A 15656-nucleotide genomic window follows, 5' to 3' on the forward strand; every position below is an offset into this window, starting at 1 on the left:
GGCGAGGGAAACCTCGCCGGCCGGCTCGTTCGCGCTACGGCACCTCAGGCGACGCCGAGGTACGCCTCCTTGACCGCCGGGTCGGTGAGCAGGTCCTGCCCGGACCCCTCCTTCACGATCCGACCGGTCTCCAGCACGTAACCCCGGTGGGCCCGGGAGAGCGCCTGCTGGGCGTTCTGCTCCACCAGCAGGATCGTGGTGCCCTGCTGGTTGATCTCCGTGATGATGTCGAAGATCTGCCGGATCACCATCGGGGCCAGGCCCATCGACGGCTCGTCCAGCAGCAGCAGCTTCGGTCGGCTCATCAGCGCCCGGCCGACCGCGAGCATCTGCTGCTCACCGCCGGAGAGCGTGCCGCCGGCCTGCTTGCGCCGCTCGCGCAGCCGCGGGAAGAGCTCCAGCACCCGCTCCAAATCGGCGGCGATGCCGGCGGAGTCCCGCCGGGTGTACGCCCCCATGTCCAGGTTCTCCATCACCGTCATGCCGGGGAAGATCTGCCGGCCCTCGGGCGACTGGCACAGCCCCCGGACGACCCGCAGGTCGGCGCGGAGCTTGCTGATGTCCTCACCGTTGAACACGATCCGGCCGCCGGCCAGCGCCCGGGTTCCCGAGATGGCGCGCATGGTGGTGGTCTTGCCGGCGCCGTTCGCGCCGATCAGGGCCACCACCTCGCCCTCGTTGACGGTCAGGCTGATGCCGTGCAGGGCCTCGATCCGGCCGTACGCGACGCTGACGTCGCTCAGCTCAAGCAGCGTCATCGGTGGACTCCCCCAGGTAGGCGGCGATCACCTTCGGGTCGCGGCTGACGTCGGCCGGCGCCCCTTCGGCGATCTTGCGGCCGAACTCCAGCACCACGATCCGGTCGGTGACCCCCATGACCAGGCGCATGTCGTGCTCGATGAGCAGCACGGTCAGCCCCATGTCGCGGATCTTGCGGATCAGGGCGAGCAGTTCCTCCTTCTCCGCCGGGTTGAACCCGGCGGCCGGCTCGTCCAGGCAGAGCAGCTTCGGCTCGGTGGCCAGCGCCCGGGCGATCTCCAGCCGGCGCTGGTAGCCGTACGGCAGGTTGCGCGCCTCGTCGTTGGCCCGGTCGGCGATCCCGACGAAGCGCAGCAGCTCCAGTGCCTTGGCCTCGGCAGCCCGCTCCTCCAGGATGTGCCGGGACAGGCCGAAGGTCTTCGCGCACGCCCGCCGCACCTCCTGCCAGGTCCGGGCGATGCCCCCCGGCGCGGTGACCTGCGGCAGCTCCTCCGGCTTCGGGCGGACCCGGTAGAGCCGGAACAGCGCCCCGGGCACGCTGGTCTTGTGCCGGGAGTCCGTCCCGACCATGACGTTCTCCAGCGCCGTCATCTCCGGGAAGAGCCGGATGTTCTGGAACGTCCGGGAGATGCCCAGCTTGCTGATCTGGTGCGGCTTGCGGCCGGTCACCCGCTCGCCGCGGAACCGGACCGCGCCCGAGGTGGGCTTGTAGACGCCGGTCATCACGTTGAAGCTGGTGGTCTTGCCGGCGCCGTTCGGGCCGATCAGGCCAAGGATCTCGCCCTCGTAGATCTGGAAATCGATCTTGTCGAGGGCGACCACGCCGCCGAAGCGGAGCGTGACCTCGTCGACCTCCAGCAGCACCTGCCGGGGACCCGGCTGGGCCGGGATCTTCGGCGTCTGGGTGGCGGTGTTCTGGTCAGACATGAGCGGGCGCCTCCTCTGCCTCCGCCGCGCGGTCCTTCAGCTCGCGGGCCCGCCGCCGGCTGGGGACGAGGCCCTGCGGACGCAGGATCATCACCAGCACCATGGCCAGGCCGAAGGCCAGCCACCGGTAGTCGGCGACCTCCCGGAACCGCTCCGGAAGGTAGGCCAGCAGCACCGCGCCGAGCGAAACCCCGACCATGTTCCCCGAGCCGCCGACCACGACCATGGCGACGAAGAGGATGGAGAGGTTCGCGTTGAACTGGGTCGGGTCGATGAACGCGTTCCGGCTGGCGAAGAGGAACCCGGAGAGCCCGCCCAGGGCCGCGCCGATGGCGAACGCCCAGAGCTTGAACTTGAACGGGTAGACCCCCATCACCGCCGCGGCGTCCTCGTCCTCGCGGACGGCGAGCCAGGCCCGGCCGACCCGGCTGTGCTCCAGCCGGCGCACCGCGAAGACCATCAGCAACACCGCGGTGATCGCCAGCCAGTACCACGGCTTCGCGTCGATCAGCCCGAAGACCTCGTTCTCCGCCGCCGGCGGACCCTCCGGCCCGGGGATCGCCGAGATGCCCTGATTGCCGTTGGTGATCCCGGTGGCGTTGCGGGCCACGATCCGGATGATCTCGCCGAAGCCCAGCGTCACGATGGCCAGGTAGTCGCCGCGCAGCCGCAGCGTCGGCCAGCCCAGCAGCACCCCGAAGATCATCGTCAGCGCGATCGCGATGAGCAGGCAGATCGCCCAGGTCACCGCCCAGGTCGGCGGCAGGTCGAACTTCTGCTGGATCCACTTCACCACCGGCGAGTTCACCGAGCCGAAGAGCGCCACGCTGTACGCGCCGACGGCGAAGAAGCCGATGTAGCCCAGGTCGAGCAGGCCGGCGAGGCCGACCACCACGTTCAGGCCGATTGCGACCAGCACGTAGATGGCGCAGACGAAGAGCACCCCGGCCCAGTTGTTGCCGCCTGGGATCGAGTCGGTCCGCAGCCAGGTGAGGCCGGGGACGCCGAGCAGCGGCAGGTAGTAGAGGAACGCCACGAAGGCCAGGAACGCCGCGGCCCGCTGCCACTTCGGCAGCGCCCTGAAGCGGTCACCGGCCGAGGTCAGCAGGCCGACCCGGCGACGGTCTGCGGTCCGGATCTTGTCGATCATGCGCGGGCCCTCCCCAGCGACTCGCCCAACAGGCCGGTGGGCCGGAACATCAGCACCATGATCAGCACCACGAAGGCGATGACGTCCTCCCAGTTCGACGCGAAGAGGGTGGCGCCGTAGACCTCGACGAGGCCGAGGAAGAGACCACCCACCAGCGCGCCGCGCAGGTTGCCGATGCCGCCGAGGACCGCGGCGGTGAACGCCTTGAGGCCCAGCACGAAGCCGATGCTGTTCTGGGTGAAGCCGAAGCGCATGCTCCACAGCAGCGCGGCGGCGCCGGCCATCATGCCACCGAGCACGAAGATCAGCATGATCACGCGCTCCTGGTTGACGCCCATCAGCGCGGCGGTCTCCGGGTTCTGCGCCACCGCGCGCACACCCCGGCCGTACCGGGTGCGGTTGATGAACCAGTCCAGGATCGCCATCATCACGACGGCCGAGACGAACACGATCACCTGGATGTTGGTGATCCCCGTGTCGCCGATCTGGAACAGGGTCTCCTGCTTGATGATCGTCGGCATGCCGACGATCTGCCGGGGCCGGCCGAACAGTTCCGGCACCGCGCTGCCCGCCACGTCCGGCAGGAGCAGGCCGAAGACCTCGACCAGCACCAGGGAGAGGCCGATCGCGGTGATCAGGAAGATCAGCGGCGGGGCGTTCTTGCGGCGCAGCGGACGGTAGGCGATCCGCTCGATCGCCAGGGCCGTGCCGCCCGACGCGACCGCCGCGGCCACCAGGCCGAGCACCAGGAAGAGCACGGCCTGTCCGACCGGCGGGTTATTTTCCACTCCGAAGGCGGTCCAGACGCCGAGCACCGCGAAGGTGCCCACCATGAAGACCTCGGAGTGGGCAAAGTTGATCAGGCGAAGGACGCCGTAGACGAGCGTGTAGCCCAGGGCGATCAGGGCGTAGATCGCCCCCTTGGACAACCCGTCGACGGTGTGCTGGCCGAGGTGGCCGAAGAGTTCGTCGAAATTCACCGGGGTCTCCTTGAATCGAGTGCGGCCGGGGAGAAACCCCGGCCGCACCCCGTTTGCCGTGCCGTCAGCTGAGCTTGAGCTCCTGCAGCGCGGTGATCTCCTTGCCCTTGATCTGGTACGCCCAGATGACGACCTTCGACGGGTCGACGTCGCCCTTGTCATCGAACTTGATGTACTTCGACACGCCCTGCTTGTCGTAGGACTTCACGAAGGCCAGGATGTCGGCCCGGGTCTTCTTGCCGGCCTTGAACGCGTCGAGGTAGATCTGCGCGCCATCGAAGCCCTCAGCGCCGTAGGAGCCCGGCGCCTGGCCGTACTCCTTCTGGTAGTCGGCGGAGAAGGTGCCGCCGGCCTTGTCGGCCGGGAGGCACGGGCAGGTGATGATCGCGCCCTCGGCGCCGCCGGAGGCACCCGCCGGGAACGCCGGGTCGTAGAGACCGTCCGGGCCGACGAACTTGGCCTGGACACCGGCCGCGCGCATCTGCTTCACCAGCGGAGCGGCCTCACGGGTGTAGCCGCCGTAGAAGACGAAGTCGGCCTGCTTTGCCTTGATCTTGGAGATGGTCGCGTCGAACTGCGACTGCTTCTCCTGGATCTTGTCGCTGCCGGCCAGCGTGGCGCCGAGGTTCTTGCCCAGCTCGGCGGTGATGCCGGCGCCGTAGGCGCTGCCGTCGTCGATCATGAAGACCTTGGCGGCGTTCTGCGACTTCAGGTAGGTCGCCACGGCACCCGCCTGGGTGCCGTCGTTGCCGACCACCCGGAAGAAGGACTTGTTGCCCTTCTGGGTGAGGTCGGTCCGGGTCGCCGACGGGCTCACCATCGCCAGGCCGGCGGCCTGGTAGATCGGCATGGTGGCGTCGGACTCGCCGGAGAAGTGGCCACCGATGACACCGAGGAACGAGTTGTCACCGGCGATCTGGTTCGCGAACGGGGTCGCCACCGCAGGGTCACCCTGGGTGTCGAACTCCTGCATGGTGACCTTGCAGTCCTTGTTGGCCTCGTTGAACTGCTTGACGGCGAGCTTCGCGCCGTTCAGCGACGGGATCACCAGACCCGCGTTGTCGCCGGTGAACGCGCCGAAGATAGCGATCTTGCCACCGCAGTCGCCGGACGCGGTGCCGCCGCCGTCACCAGAGTCCTGGCAACCCGCGGCGCCGACCATGGCCACAGCGATCGCGGCGGCCCCCAGCACCCGTACATAGCTACGCCTCACGGCTTCCTGACCTCCTCCAGAAGCAGGGGACGACTTCACCAAGTCGGCGGCGACCGCACAGCCCGCACCACCACCCACCCGGCAGGGACGCCCCTGCGTTACGGCTCGTGATGGCGGAGCGTACCGACACTCCTACGAGCGGGGAAGGGTTACGGCCGGGGTCTGCGAAACCGTTACGAAGACGTGCGAGATCAATGCGAAACCCGTAACAGGCCGATCCTTGACCGGTCGTTAAGCCCCGCGACGCCTCATTCCGGGACGGCGGGCAGCCGCGCCGACCACCCCGCTGACCTGGTGCCGTCATCGGCGAAGAGCCAGACCCGCTCCCCCACCGCCACCACCGCGACGTCCCGGTCCGCTCCCGCCGCCACCGGCAGCGGGAGCCGCACCGGCTGCCACGAGTCGCCCCGGTCCGCCGAGGTCCAGACCGCCCGGGCCGCCCCGTCGGAGACCGCCGCGACCAGCCGCCCACCGACCACCGCCAGCCCGTCCACCGACGGCACGCCCGACGGCGCGGCGGTGCCGAAACCGCCCGCCGCCACCCATTCCTCGCCGTCGCGCCGCCACGCGCCAAAGGCCCGGCCGCGCAGCCCCACGGCCACCGGCGTGCCGCCGAGCAGGGCCACCCGCTGTAACTCTTCGTAACGGTCCGTCCCGGGCAGGGTGGTGCGCCGCCAGGCCCGCCCGTCCGCCGAGGACCAGACCGCCGGGTCGCGGTCGATCCGGCCGGTGGGCAACACGCCCCCCACCGCCAACCACCCCTGGGGTACGCCCACCGCGTCGAAGGCCCAGCTGATGCCACGCCCGTCGCTGGCGAGCTCCGGCGCGCCCTCCACCAGCGCGAAGTCCGCCGCGTCCGGCGAGACCCAGGACGCCGCGCCGCTGGACCGGTTGCCGACGATCAGCCAGCCCGCCGGCCCGCCCGCCAGCCGGGAGACGTTCACCGCCTTGGGCCCGCCGTACGTCTCGAACGCCGCCGATACCTCGACCAGCCCGCCGTCGGGGCGCTGCCGCCAGGTGCTCACCCGCGGATAACCGTGCGCGCCGCCGACCTTCGCGCCGATCGCGGCCAGCGCGCCGCCCCGACACCCCGCCGCGTAGAGCACGTTCTGCTTGCCGTAGAAGGAATCCGCGGCGATCGGCACCGTCGCCCACGTCGTACCGTCCACGCTGGCCCAGGCCGCCGGTCGGGTGCCGCCGGAGGGGTCGGCGACGCCACCGGTGACGTACCACCGGCCGGCGCAGGCCACGGCGTCACGCAGCAACGGGCGGCCGGCCGGACCGGGCGGCGCGGGCAGGGTCAGCTGCTGCCAGTCGGCCGCCAGCGGCGTCGGCGCCGGGGAGGCCGAGGGCGCCGGGTCGGCCGCCGGGTCGCAGCCGACCAGCAGCGCGGCGAGGACGCCGAGCACCGCGAAGGTACGCCGAGTGGACACGCGTCGATGCTAGCGACGAGCACCGACTTTCGGGGACCACGACGCCTGCGAAGCGGCGCGGAGGGTCGGCGGGTCAGGCGGTCGGCTGGGTGACCTCGCCGCCTGCGGTCTCCGCGAGGATCCGCTCGGCGACCTGCTTCATGGTCATCCGGTGGTCCATCGCGGTGCGCTGGATCCACTTGAAGGCCTGCGGCTCGCTCATCCCGTAGGTGGTCATCAGCGCGCCCTTGGCCCGCTCGACGGTCTTGCGGATCTCCAGCCGGTCGGTGAGCCCGGCGACCTCCGCCTCCAGCGCGGCGATCTCAGAGTAGCGGGACAGCGCGATCTCCACCGCCGGCACCAGGTCGCTCTTCTGGAACGGCTTGACCAGGTACGCCATCGCGCCGGCCGCCCGGGCCCGCTCCACGAGGTCGCGCTGGCTGAACGCGGTCAGGATGATCACCGGGGCGATCCGCGCGCCGGCGATCCGCTCGGCGGCGGCCAGCCCGTCCATGATCGGCATCTTGATGTCGAGGATGACCAGGTCCGGCTTGAGCTCCTCGGCCAGCCGGACGGCGGTCTCGCCGTCACCGGCCTCGCCGACGACCGCGTATCCCTCCTCGACCAGCATCTCGGCCAGGTCCAGTCGGATGAGCGCCTCGTCCTCGGCGATCAGTACGCGCCTGCGCTCGGCATCCGTCTGCGTCTCGGCCACGAGGTACCCCCACCAGTTCTGTTCATGACACCCGGCCGGCCGGGTCCCGCCGCCCTTAGCGTAGTGGGTATCCTTGTCGGGCCGAACTGCGCAATGCCCCTGTAGTCCAATGGCAGAGACAATGGCTTCAAACTCCATACAGTGTGGGTTCGAATCCCACCGGGGGCACCGAAACTGTCGTACGGGCGTTCGAAGATGACTTCATGCATCCGCCCGAGATACGCGCTCACGCGCGCCGCCTCTACCTGGATGGCGCGACTGTCGCCGACGCCGCTCGCGGCGTCGGGCTCTCGTACCGCACTGTGTGGCACTGGTGCCGGGACCGGCCCGAACCGATCGTGCAAGGGTCCGCCCTGCGCTGCTTCCGCTGCCGGCCGGACATCGACAATCCGGCAGATCCTGCCGCCTACAGCTACCTGTTCGGCCTCTACCTCGGTGACGGCCACCTGGTCACCTCAGCGCGAGTGCCAGTGCTGCGGATCTCGTGCAGCAACGCCTGGCCGCGCCTGATCGGCGCGTGCGACGCTGCCATGCGGTCGGTGCTGGCCGCCAAGGTTCAGCACGTACAGCAGCAGGGTTGCGTCAGCGTGCAGAGTTACGGCAAACACTGGCCGTGCCTGTTGCCGCAGCACGGGCCCGGCAAGAAGCACGAGCGGCCGATCGCCCTGGCGGCCTGGCAGCGCGAGATCGTTGAACGCCATCCCGGCGACTTGCTGCGTGGCCTGTTCCACTCCGACGGCGCCCGCTTTGCCAACCGCGTGACCGTCCGCGGCAAGCAGTACGCCTACCCCCGGTACATGTTCACCAATGAGTCCGCGGACATCATGGGCCTTTGCCAGTGGGGCCTCGATCTGCTCGGCATCGCATGGCGGATGAACCGGCGCAACAGCCTGTCGGTCGCTCGGCGCGAGGCCGTCGCCGCCCTCGACCGCCATGTCGGCCCCAAATCCTGACCACTCGGAATCCGGCCACGCCGGCAGCCTCGGCCGGCGTCGCGTCGCCGTCGGTGGACCGAGCCGAGGGTGCTGCCGGCTCGCGCCGCCGCTGGCGTGGAGGGGCATACTCTCCTGCCATGCCACCCACTCGACGCCCAGCGCCCGCTCCACGTGAGAATGGCCGTCCGATGCGGGTCGTGATCTTCGGCGCGACCGGGATGGTCGGCCAGGGCGTGCTACGGGAGTGCCTGCTCGCCGACGACGTGGAGTCCGTCCTGGTCGTCGGCAGGGCGGGGACCGGGCAGCGGCACCCGAAGCTGCGGGAACTCCATCACGACGACTTCACCGACTTCACCCCGATCGCCGGTGAGCTGGCCGGCCTCGACGCCTGCTTCTGGTGTCTGGGGGTCTCGGCGGCGGGGAAGAGCGAGGCGGAGTACGCCAGGATCACCCACGACTACACCGTGTCGGCGGCGCGCACCCTTGCCGAGGTCAGCCCGGGCCTCACCTTCGTGTACGTCTCGGGGGCCGGCACCGACTCGTCCGAGCGGGGGCGCGCGAGGTGGGCGCGGGTGAAGGGCCGCACGGAGAACGCGGTGCTCGCTCTCTTCCCCCAGGGGTACGCCGTCCGGCCCGGCTTCATCCAGCCGATGCACGGCGAGGTGTCGCGGACCGGCTGGTACCGCGTGCTGTACCGGATCACCGCCCCGCTCTACCCGGTGCTGCGTCGACTCCTCCCGGCCCAGGTCACGACGACCGAACTGGTCGGCCGCACGATGCTGCGGTTGGCGCGGGAGGGCTTCCCCCGGCGGGTGCTGGAGAGCCGCGACCTGCGCTGAGGACGCCGCGCGAACGCGCCCTCGACGGAAAGCGCGACCGGCGCCGGCCCCGGCTCAGCCGATCGCGGCGAGCGCCCGCTCCAGGTCGGCCCGCAGGTCCTCCGGGTCCTCCAGCCCGACCGACACCCGCAGCAGGCCGCCGCAGGGCTTGGCGTCCCCCTCGACCGGCCGGTGGGTGAGCGAGGCCGGGTGCTGGATCAGCGTGTCCACCCCGCCGAGCGACACCGCGTGGGTGATCAGCTGACACGCGCCGGCGACCGCGGCCGCGGCGGTGGCGCCGCCGCGTACCTCGAAGGCGAGCAGGCTGCCGGTGCCGGACATCTGCCGGCCGACCAGCCCGGCCGGGTCGTGCACGGCCGGGTGGTGGACCCGGACGACGGCCGGGTGACCGGAGAGCCAGACGGCGAGCTTCTCGGCGCCGGCCTGCTGGGCGCGGACCCGTAGCGGCAGGGTCTGCAGGCCGCGGTGCAGCAGGTACGCGCCGAGCGGGTGCAGGACGGCCCCGGTGACGGCGCGGACCTGGCGCAGCCGGGCGGCCCAGCCCTCGTCGCAGGCGACGACGCCGGCGAGGACGTCCCCGTGGCCGCCGATGCTCTTGGTGGCGCTGTGCAGGACGAGCGCGGCGCCGTGCCGGGCGGGCTGCTGGAGCACCGGGGTGGCGACGGTGTTGTCGACCAGCAGCGGCACGTGCCCGGCGGCGGTGGCGAGCGCGGCGATGTCGACCAGGTCGAGGGTGGGGTTGGCCGGGGTCTCGACGATCACCAGGGCGGTGTCGGGGCGGACGGCGGCGGCAACCTCGTCCGGGCGGGCCCAGGTGACCTCGGTGCCGAGCAGCCCGGTGGCGAGCACGTGGTCGGTGCCGCCGTAGAGGGGGCGGACGGCGACGACGTGGCGCTTCCCGTCGCGGGTGGCGGCGAGCAGGGCGGCGGTGAGGGCGGCCATGCCGCTGGCGAACGCGACCGCCTCGGCGGTGCCCTCGAGTTCGGCCAGGGCGGTCTCGAAGCGGGCCACGGTGGGGTTCCAGAGCCGCTGGTAGACGGCGCTGGCGCCGGCCGGGAGGGTGCCGCCGGTGGCGAGCAGTTCGTACGCGTCGCCACCGCCGTCGACCGAGGGCAACGGGTTGGTGGTGGAGAGGTCGATCGGCGGCACGTGCACGCCGAGGCTCGCGAGGTCGTCGCGGCCGGCGTGCACGGCCCGGGTGTCCACCGTCGTCATGCCCGGAAGCGTCGAACAAAGCACTATCCCAAGGCAATAGAACCGAAGATGATTCTGTCATTGCCGCTTTCACCGCCGCTGGATTCGCGGAAGGATGTTCACATGCCTGCTGTGCCGAATGATGTGCGGCCCTTCGCCGCCCTGGACGACGTCGACCGCGCGATCCTCACCGAGCTGGCCGTCGACGGCCGGCTGCCGAACAACGCCCTCGCCGAGCGGGTGGGGGTGGCCCCGTCGACCTGCCTGACCCGGACCCGGGCGCTGCGCGACTGCGGGGCGATCCGCGGCTTCCACGCCGAGGTGGACCCGGCGGCGGTGGGCTTGCCGTTGCAGGCGCTGGTGTCGGTGCGGCTGACGGCGCACGAGCGCGCGGCGGTGGACGCGTTCCGGGCCCGGTCGGTGCGGCTACCGGGGGTGGTGTCGGTGTTCCACGTGGCCGGCGCGGAGGACTATGTGCTGCACGTACGGGCCGCATCCGGGGACGCGCTGCGGGACTTCGTACTGGACCATCTCGCGGTGGACCCGGTGGTCCAGCACACCCAGACCAGCCTGATCTTCGAGCAGGCGCGCGGCATGGGCTGAGCCACCGGTACCCGGCGAGGGGAACAATTCCGGCGTGGGACGGGTTGGCAACAGCCGTGATCGACGTACCGTTGTCTGTTCTTGATCTTGCCCCGGTCGCCGCCGGCGCCTCCGCCGGCGAGGCCCTGCGGCACACCACCGAGCTGGCCCGTCGCACCGAGGAGCTGGGCTACCGCCGCTTCTGGGTCGCCGAGCACCACAACATGCCGGCGATCGCCAGCTCCGCGCCGGCGGTGCTGCTCGCCCACCTGGCGGCGAACACCCACTCGATCCGGGTGGGCTCCGGCGGGGTGATGCTGCCCAACCACGCGCCGCTGGTGGTGGCCGAGCAGTTCGGCACCCTGGAGGCGCTGCACCCGGGCCGGATCGACCTGGGCATCGGCCGCGCGCCGGGCACCGACCAGATGACCGCGCTGGCGCTGCGCCGGACCATGGAGGGGCTCTCCGCGGAGGGCTTCCCGCGCGAGCTGGCCGACCTGATGAACTACTTCAGCGGCGACGACCCGGGGCCGATCACGGCCACCCCGGGGCTGGGCCAGTCCCCCGCCGTCTGGCTGCTCGGCTCCAGCGGCTTCAGCGCCCAACTGGCCGGCCTGCTCGGGCTGCCGTTCTCCTTCGCCCACCACTTCAGCGCGCAGAACACGCTGCCCGCGCTGGCGCTGTACCGGCAGCACTTCCGCCCGTCACGCTTCCTCGACAAGCCGTACGCGATGGTGGCGGTCAACGCGGTCTGCGCGGAGACCGACGAGCGCGCGGAGTGGCTGGCCGGGCCCAGCTCGCTGTCGTTCCTGAAGCTGCGTTCCGGCCGGCCCGAGCCCCTCGCCAGTCCGCAGGACGCGGCGGCGTACCCGTACAACGAGCTGGAGCTCGAGTTCATCCGGCAGCGCCGGGAGGGCCAGGCGATGGGTTCGCCGGAGACGGTCCGCCGGCAGCTCACCGAGCTGCGGGATCGCACCGGCGCCGACGAGCTGATGATCACCACGATGGTCTACGACATCGAGGACCGGGTGCGCTCGTACGAGCTGATCGCCGAGAAGGTGGCCGGCGGGCTCCACCGGGATGCCTGAAACACGCTCTTCATACCCGCGTCACCCGACCGTCGCGGACCGCGCCTAACTTAGTGACCGGTGGTGGTACGGCACTCCCGGTCGGGACGGGTCGGGAGTGCCGCGGTGTGGTGCACCGGGTCGCCAGCTGTGCGGATTCCGCGGCTGGCGACCCGGTGCCTGCTTTCCGGACCGTCCGGGGCAGCGTCGCCCCGGACGGGACGGCGCGCGCCCGCCCGCACAGCCACGCTTGCTCTTGCTCCGGGGCGGTCCACCTGATCGACTCGGTGGATGGCTGAGCACATGGACCCGGAGGAGTTCCGCCGCGCCGGGCACGCGGTGGTGGACTGGATCGCCGACTACTGGACGACGCTCGGGCAGCGGCCGGTGACCTCGCAGGACCCGCCCGGCACGGTCGCCGCCGCGCTGCCCACCGCCCCGCCGGAGCACGGCGAGAAGGTCGAGGCGGTCCTGGCCGACCTCGACCAGCTGATCACGCCCCGGCTGACGCACTGGCAGCACCCCTCCTTCTTCGGGTACTTCCCGGCCAACACCAGCGGGCCCAGTGTGCTCGGCGATCTGGTCAGCTCAGGCCTCGGCGTGCAGGGCATGCTCTGGGCCACCGGCCCGGCCTGCACCGAGCTGGAGACGGTCATGCTCGACTGGCTGGCCGGGCTGCTGGACCTGCCGGAGCGGTTCCGCTCCACGGGGCGCGGCGGCGGGGTGATCCAGGACTCGGCCTCCTCGGCGACCCTGGTGGCCACCCTCGGCGCGCTGCACCGGGCCAGCGCCGGCCGGTGGCGCGAGGTGGGCGTCGACCGGCGCTACCGCGCGTACACCTCGACCCAGGGCCACTCGTCGATCGAGAAGGCCGCCCGGATCGCCGGCCTCGGTGAGGACGGCGTCCGCCCGATCGAGGTGGACCCGGTGACTCGGGCGATGCGACCGGCGGCGCTGCGGGCGGCGATCGAGGCCGACCTGGCCGCCGGGGACGTCCCCGCGATCGTGGTGGCGACCATCGGTACGACCTCCACCACCGCCGTCGACCCGGTGCCGGAGATCGGAAGGATCTGCGCCGAGTACGGCGTCTGGCTGCACGTCGACGCCGCGTACGCGGGCGCGGCGGCGGTCTGCCCGGAGCTGCGCTGGTCGCACGCCGGGCTGGAGTACGCCGATTCGTACTGCTTCGACCCGCACAAGTGGCTGCTCACCGGCTTCGACTGTGACGCGTTCTGGGTCGCCGACCGGGGCGAGTTGATCGAGGCGCTGACGGTGATGCCGGAGTTCCTCCGCAACGCCGCCACCGAGTCCGGCGCGGTGATCGACTACCGGGACTGGCAGGTGCCGCTGGGCCGCCGGTTCCGGGCCTTGAAGCTATGGTTCGTGCTCCGCTGGTACGGCGCCGAGGGACTGCGGGCGCACATCCGCTCCGGGGTGGCTCTCGCCGACCGGTTCGCCGCCCGGGTCGCCGCCGACGACCGGTTCGCGCTGGCCGCGCCGCACCCGTTCTCGCTGGTCTGCTTCCGCCTGCGGGCCGGCGACGAGGCGAGCGCCGCGCTGCTGGCCCGGGTCAACGGCACCGGTCGGGTGCTGCTGACCCACACCCGGGTGGGCGGACGCTACACGCTGCGCCTCGCGGTCGGCTCGCCACTGACCACGGAGGAGCACGTGGACGCGGCGTGGGAACTGCTCGCCGCCACCGCGACCGAGGTGCTGGCCGGTTGACCCCTGCCGGGCGGCTGGCGGGCTGGCGGGCTGGCGGGCTGGCGGGCTGGCGGGCTGGCGGGCAATGTTCCCGAGAGCGGTATGACGCTCCGTCATAAATATGACCGGGAGTCATATCGCTCTCCGGGAAATCTGTCTTCCCGAGGATGGTGGCTGCTCGGCGATCCCACCACCGCGCCGCCCTGACAAGGGCCGGACGGTCCGCCGGGCCCCGTCCCGGGGCAGCACGGACAGCGCCGGAAGCACGGCCTCGGGCGACACAGCGCGGCAAGCTCCGCCCGGGCAGCACGGCCGCTGTGGGCGACACGGGCCGCACGGCGGGTGCCCAGGCGGGCCGGCGGGTGCCCAGGCGGGCCGGCGGGTGCCCAGGCGGGCGCGGGTGCCCGGGCGGGCCGGCGGTGAACCGCTTCGGCGAGCACTCCGTCCACCGGTTCGCCGGCGAGGCGGGCCCAGACCTGGTCGACGACCTTGCCGATGGGCCGGGTCGATCTCTCGAGGACAGCCGCCGGCCCCGAGGGCCAGGAGGTCCCGGGAGTCAGCCCTCCACGGAGGCGAGCGGCCGGCCCTCCGGCGTGGCACCGGCAGCGGACGACGCGACCGGCGCCGGCTCGGCGTGGGTCAGCGCCGCGTCGGCGGTGGCACGCGCCCGACGGGTTCGGCGCAGCGCCCGTACGGCCAGGGCCAGTGCGGCCAGCCAACCGGCGGCCAGCAGCGCGTAGACCAGCGGGCGGGCGGTGGTACCGATGCCGGCAGCGGTGAGCAGGGTGCGGGCGTTGGTCAGCACGATCACGCCGCCGATGGTGGCGCCGAGCAGCTGGGCCGGAACGATCCGGACCAGCCAGGCGGCGATCGGCGCGGCGACCAGGCCGCCGATCAGCAACGCGGCAACGGTGGGCAGCAGGAAGCCCTGGCTGCCCAGTCCGATCAGGAAGCCCAGGCTGGCCGCGCCGGCGACCACGAACTCGGCGGTGTCGACCGAGCCGATCACCTTGCGGGGTTCGAGACGGCCGGAGACCAGCAACGCCGGGGTGGCGACGGGACCCCACCCGCCACCGCCGGTGGCGTCGACGAAGCCGGCGACCAGGCCGAGCGGGCCGAGGAAGCGACCCCGCAGCCGGCCCGCGCCGGGCCGCGGGCGCAACGGCCGGGAGAAGCGGACCAGGAGGTACGCGCCGAGCGCGAAGAGGATGCCGGCCATCCACGGCGCGGCCGACTCGGTCGAGATCGAGCTGAGGAAGGTGGCTCCGGCGAAGGCGCCGAGCGCGCCGGGGACGGCGATCCGGGCCACCACCCGCCAGTCGACGTTGCCGAAGCGCCAGTGCGCGACGCCTGCGGCGAGGGTGGTGCCGATCTCGGCCAGGTGCACCGACGCCGAGGCGGCGGCCGGGGCGACACCGGCGAAGAGCAGCAGCGTGGACGACGTCAGCCCGTACGCCATGCCGAGCGCACCGTCGACGAGCTGCGCGGCCAGCCCCACCAGGGCGAGGACCAGAAGCTTGCGCACGAGCCCCTCCGAACTTTTCGGCATCTCCTATCGACTTGGTCGACAATGCGGCACGGCACGGCGATGGTCAAGACCCGTGTCGGTGGATGGGACGCCCGCCACCCGGGCGGCGGCATCCACCGGACGGGCGGGAGCAGGACGTGACGCGGCGGAGCGTCAGGCGCCGGTCAGCTCCAGGCCCGCGGGTCGGCGGCCAGCTCGTTGACCCGGCCCGGCAGCGTGCCGGCGGCCACGTCGGCGATCGTCACCTGCTCGAGGATCTCCCGCTCGCTGGCCCGCAGGGCGATCCAGACCTCCTGCAACGCCCGGGCCGCCCCGTGGTAGCCGAGCTCCTCCGGCCGCTGCCCCCGGACGTTGGCCAGCGGGCCGTCGATCACCCGGATCACCTCGGCCAACGAGATCTCCGCGGCCGGCCGGGCCAGCCAGTAGCCGCCTTCCGGGCCACGCTGGGCGTGCACGATGCCACCGCGACGCAACTGGAGCAGGATGCTCTCCAGGAACTTCGGCGGGATCTCCTGGGCGCGGGCGATCTGCTCGGCGGTGACCGGTCGGGACCGCCCGGCGCCCGCGCCATCGGCCACCGCGGCGAGCTCGGCGGCCGCGCGGAGGGCATAGTCGACGCGGGCGGAGAGGCGCATGACCGCAAGGTTAGAC

At 72.1% G+C, this 15656-nt stretch carries 15 protein-coding genes and 1 tRNA gene; 6 read left to right on the top strand and 10 right to left on the bottom strand.

The window, feature by feature from the left end; translation table 11 throughout:
• Positions 1 to 44: 44 nt before the first annotated feature.
• The 7 genes from AC5RWQ_RS22460 to AC5RWQ_RS22490 all read right to left on the bottom strand — a co-directional run bounded on the left by AC5RWQ_RS22460 (position 45) and on the right by AC5RWQ_RS22490 (position 7156).
• Complete coding sequence (locus AC5RWQ_RS22460; RefSeq protein ID WP_334486130.1) at positions 45 to 758, bottom strand: ABC transporter ATP-binding protein; 714 nt, start codon at positions 756 to 758, stop codon at positions 45 to 47.
• Positions 745 to 1686 carry an ABC transporter ATP-binding protein gene (locus AC5RWQ_RS22465; protein ID WP_494284654.1) on the bottom strand — a complete coding sequence of 314 codons (942 nt, stop codon included), beginning with the start codon at positions 1684 to 1686 and terminating at the stop codon, positions 745 to 747. Before AC5RWQ_RS22465 ends, AC5RWQ_RS22460 begins: the two co-directional genes overlap by 14 nt.
• Complete coding sequence (locus tag AC5RWQ_RS22470) at positions 1679 to 2836, bottom strand: branched-chain amino acid ABC transporter permease (protein ID WP_494284655.1); 1158 nt, start codon at positions 2834 to 2836, stop codon at positions 1679 to 1681. Before AC5RWQ_RS22470 ends, AC5RWQ_RS22465 begins: the two co-directional genes overlap by 8 nt.
• Positions 2833 to 3816 carry a branched-chain amino acid ABC transporter permease gene (locus tag AC5RWQ_RS22475; RefSeq protein ID WP_494284656.1) on the bottom strand — a complete coding sequence of 328 codons (984 nt, stop codon included), beginning with the start codon at positions 3814 to 3816 and terminating at the stop codon, positions 2833 to 2835. Before AC5RWQ_RS22475 ends, AC5RWQ_RS22470 begins: the two co-directional genes overlap by 4 nt.
• Positions 3817 to 3880: 64 nt before the next feature.
• Positions 3881 to 5029: a branched-chain amino acid ABC transporter substrate-binding protein gene (locus AC5RWQ_RS22480; RefSeq protein ID WP_494284657.1), complete on the bottom strand. Its 1149-nt coding sequence runs from the start codon at positions 5027 to 5029 to the stop codon at positions 3881 to 3883.
• Positions 5030 to 5277: 248 nt separating this feature from the next.
• Positions 5278 to 6462: a hypothetical protein gene (locus tag AC5RWQ_RS22485; RefSeq protein WP_494284658.1), complete on the bottom strand. Its 1185-nt coding sequence runs from the start codon at positions 6460 to 6462 to the stop codon at positions 5278 to 5280.
• 73 nt (positions 6463 to 6535) lie between these two features.
• A complete protein-coding gene (locus AC5RWQ_RS22490) occupies positions 6536 to 7156 on the bottom strand; it encodes an ANTAR domain-containing response regulator (protein WP_494284659.1) in 621 nt (206 codons plus the stop codon).
• Between the two features lie 95 nt (positions 7157 to 7251).
• Between AC5RWQ_RS22490 and AC5RWQ_RS22495 the strand changes: the two genes are divergently transcribed.
• The 3 genes from AC5RWQ_RS22495 to AC5RWQ_RS22505 all read left to right on the top strand — a co-directional run bounded on the left by AC5RWQ_RS22495 (position 7252) and on the right by AC5RWQ_RS22505 (position 8930).
• Positions 7252 to 7324, top strand: a tRNA-Leu gene (locus AC5RWQ_RS22495).
• Between the two features lie 35 nt (positions 7325 to 7359).
• A complete protein-coding gene (locus AC5RWQ_RS22500; protein ID WP_494284660.1) occupies positions 7360 to 8109 on the top strand; it encodes a helix-turn-helix domain-containing protein in 750 nt (249 codons plus the stop codon).
• A 170-nt stretch (positions 8110 to 8279) separates the two neighbouring features.
• Positions 8280 to 8930, top strand: coding sequence for an NAD-dependent epimerase/dehydratase family protein (locus AC5RWQ_RS22505; protein WP_494284661.1), 651 nt, complete (start codon positions 8280 to 8282; stop codon positions 8928 to 8930).
• A gap of 54 nt (positions 8931 to 8984) precedes the next feature.
• Here AC5RWQ_RS22505 and AC5RWQ_RS22510 read toward each other — a convergent pair whose 3' ends face one another.
• Positions 8985 to 10145 (bottom strand): trans-sulfuration enzyme family protein, encoded by a 1161-nt coding sequence (locus tag AC5RWQ_RS22510; protein ID WP_494284662.1) that lies wholly within the window; start codon positions 10143 to 10145, stop codon positions 8985 to 8987.
• Between the two features lie 102 nt (positions 10146 to 10247).
• Between AC5RWQ_RS22510 and AC5RWQ_RS22515 the strand changes: the two genes are divergently transcribed.
• From AC5RWQ_RS22515 to AC5RWQ_RS22525, 3 genes are all read left to right on the top strand, one after another.
• Positions 10248 to 10727 carry an Lrp/AsnC family transcriptional regulator gene (locus AC5RWQ_RS22515; protein ID WP_494284663.1) on the top strand — a complete coding sequence of 160 codons (480 nt, stop codon included), beginning with the start codon at positions 10248 to 10250 and terminating at the stop codon, positions 10725 to 10727.
• Between the two features lie 56 nt (positions 10728 to 10783).
• On the top strand, positions 10784 to 11794 hold the full coding sequence (locus tag AC5RWQ_RS22520) for an LLM class flavin-dependent oxidoreductase (RefSeq protein ID WP_494284664.1): 1011 nt from the start codon (positions 10784 to 10786) through the stop codon (positions 11792 to 11794).
• Between the two features lie 270 nt (positions 11795 to 12064).
• Positions 12065 to 13498 carry a pyridoxal-dependent decarboxylase gene (locus tag AC5RWQ_RS22525; RefSeq protein ID WP_494284665.1) on the top strand — a complete coding sequence of 478 codons (1434 nt, stop codon included), beginning with the start codon at positions 12065 to 12067 and terminating at the stop codon, positions 13496 to 13498.
• Between the two features lie 535 nt (positions 13499 to 14033).
• Here the strand turns inward: AC5RWQ_RS22525 and AC5RWQ_RS22530 are convergent.
• Together AC5RWQ_RS22530 and AC5RWQ_RS22535 are read right to left on the bottom strand one after the other, a co-directional pair.
• Entirely contained in the window at positions 14034 to 15002 is a 969-nt protein-coding gene (locus tag AC5RWQ_RS22530) for a sulfite exporter TauE/SafE family protein (protein WP_494284666.1), read from the bottom strand.
• A 167-nt stretch (positions 15003 to 15169) separates the two neighbouring features.
• A complete protein-coding gene (locus AC5RWQ_RS22535; RefSeq protein ID WP_334486165.1) occupies positions 15170 to 15640 on the bottom strand; it encodes an RrF2 family transcriptional regulator in 471 nt (156 codons plus the stop codon).
• Positions 15641 to 15656 lie beyond the last annotated feature (16 nt).

This window comes from Micromonospora sp. BS32 (genome assembly GCF_059089345.1).

Coding starts and splice junctions, on each gene's coding strand:
- AC5RWQ_RS22460 (WP_334486130.1), bottom strand. CDS start 758: ATGACGCTGCTTGAGCTGAGCGACGTCAGCGTCGCGTACGGCCGGATC.
- AC5RWQ_RS22465 (WP_494284654.1), bottom strand. CDS start 1,686: ATGTCTGACCAGAACACCGCCACCCAGACGCCGAAGATCCCGGCCCAG.
- AC5RWQ_RS22470 (WP_494284655.1), bottom strand. CDS start 2,836: ATGATCGACAAGATCCGGACCGCAGACCGTCGCCGGGTCGGCCTGCTG.
- AC5RWQ_RS22500 (WP_494284660.1), top strand. CDS start 7,360: ATGCATCCGCCCGAGATACGCGCTCACGCGCGCCGCCTCTACCTGGAT.
- AC5RWQ_RS22505 (WP_494284661.1), top strand. CDS start 8,280: ATGCGGGTCGTGATCTTCGGCGCGACCGGGATGGTCGGCCAGGGCGTG.
- AC5RWQ_RS22510 (WP_494284662.1), bottom strand. CDS start 10,145: ATGACGACGGTGGACACCCGGGCCGTGCACGCCGGCCGCGACGACCTC.
- AC5RWQ_RS22515 (WP_494284663.1), top strand. CDS start 10,248: ATGCCTGCTGTGCCGAATGATGTGCGGCCCTTCGCCGCCCTGGACGAC.
- AC5RWQ_RS22525 (WP_494284665.1), top strand. CDS start 12,065: ATGGCTGAGCACATGGACCCGGAGGAGTTCCGCCGCGCCGGGCACGCG.
- AC5RWQ_RS22535 (WP_334486165.1), bottom strand. CDS start 15,640: ATGCGCCTCTCCGCCCGCGTCGACTATGCCCTCCGCGCGGCCGCCGAG.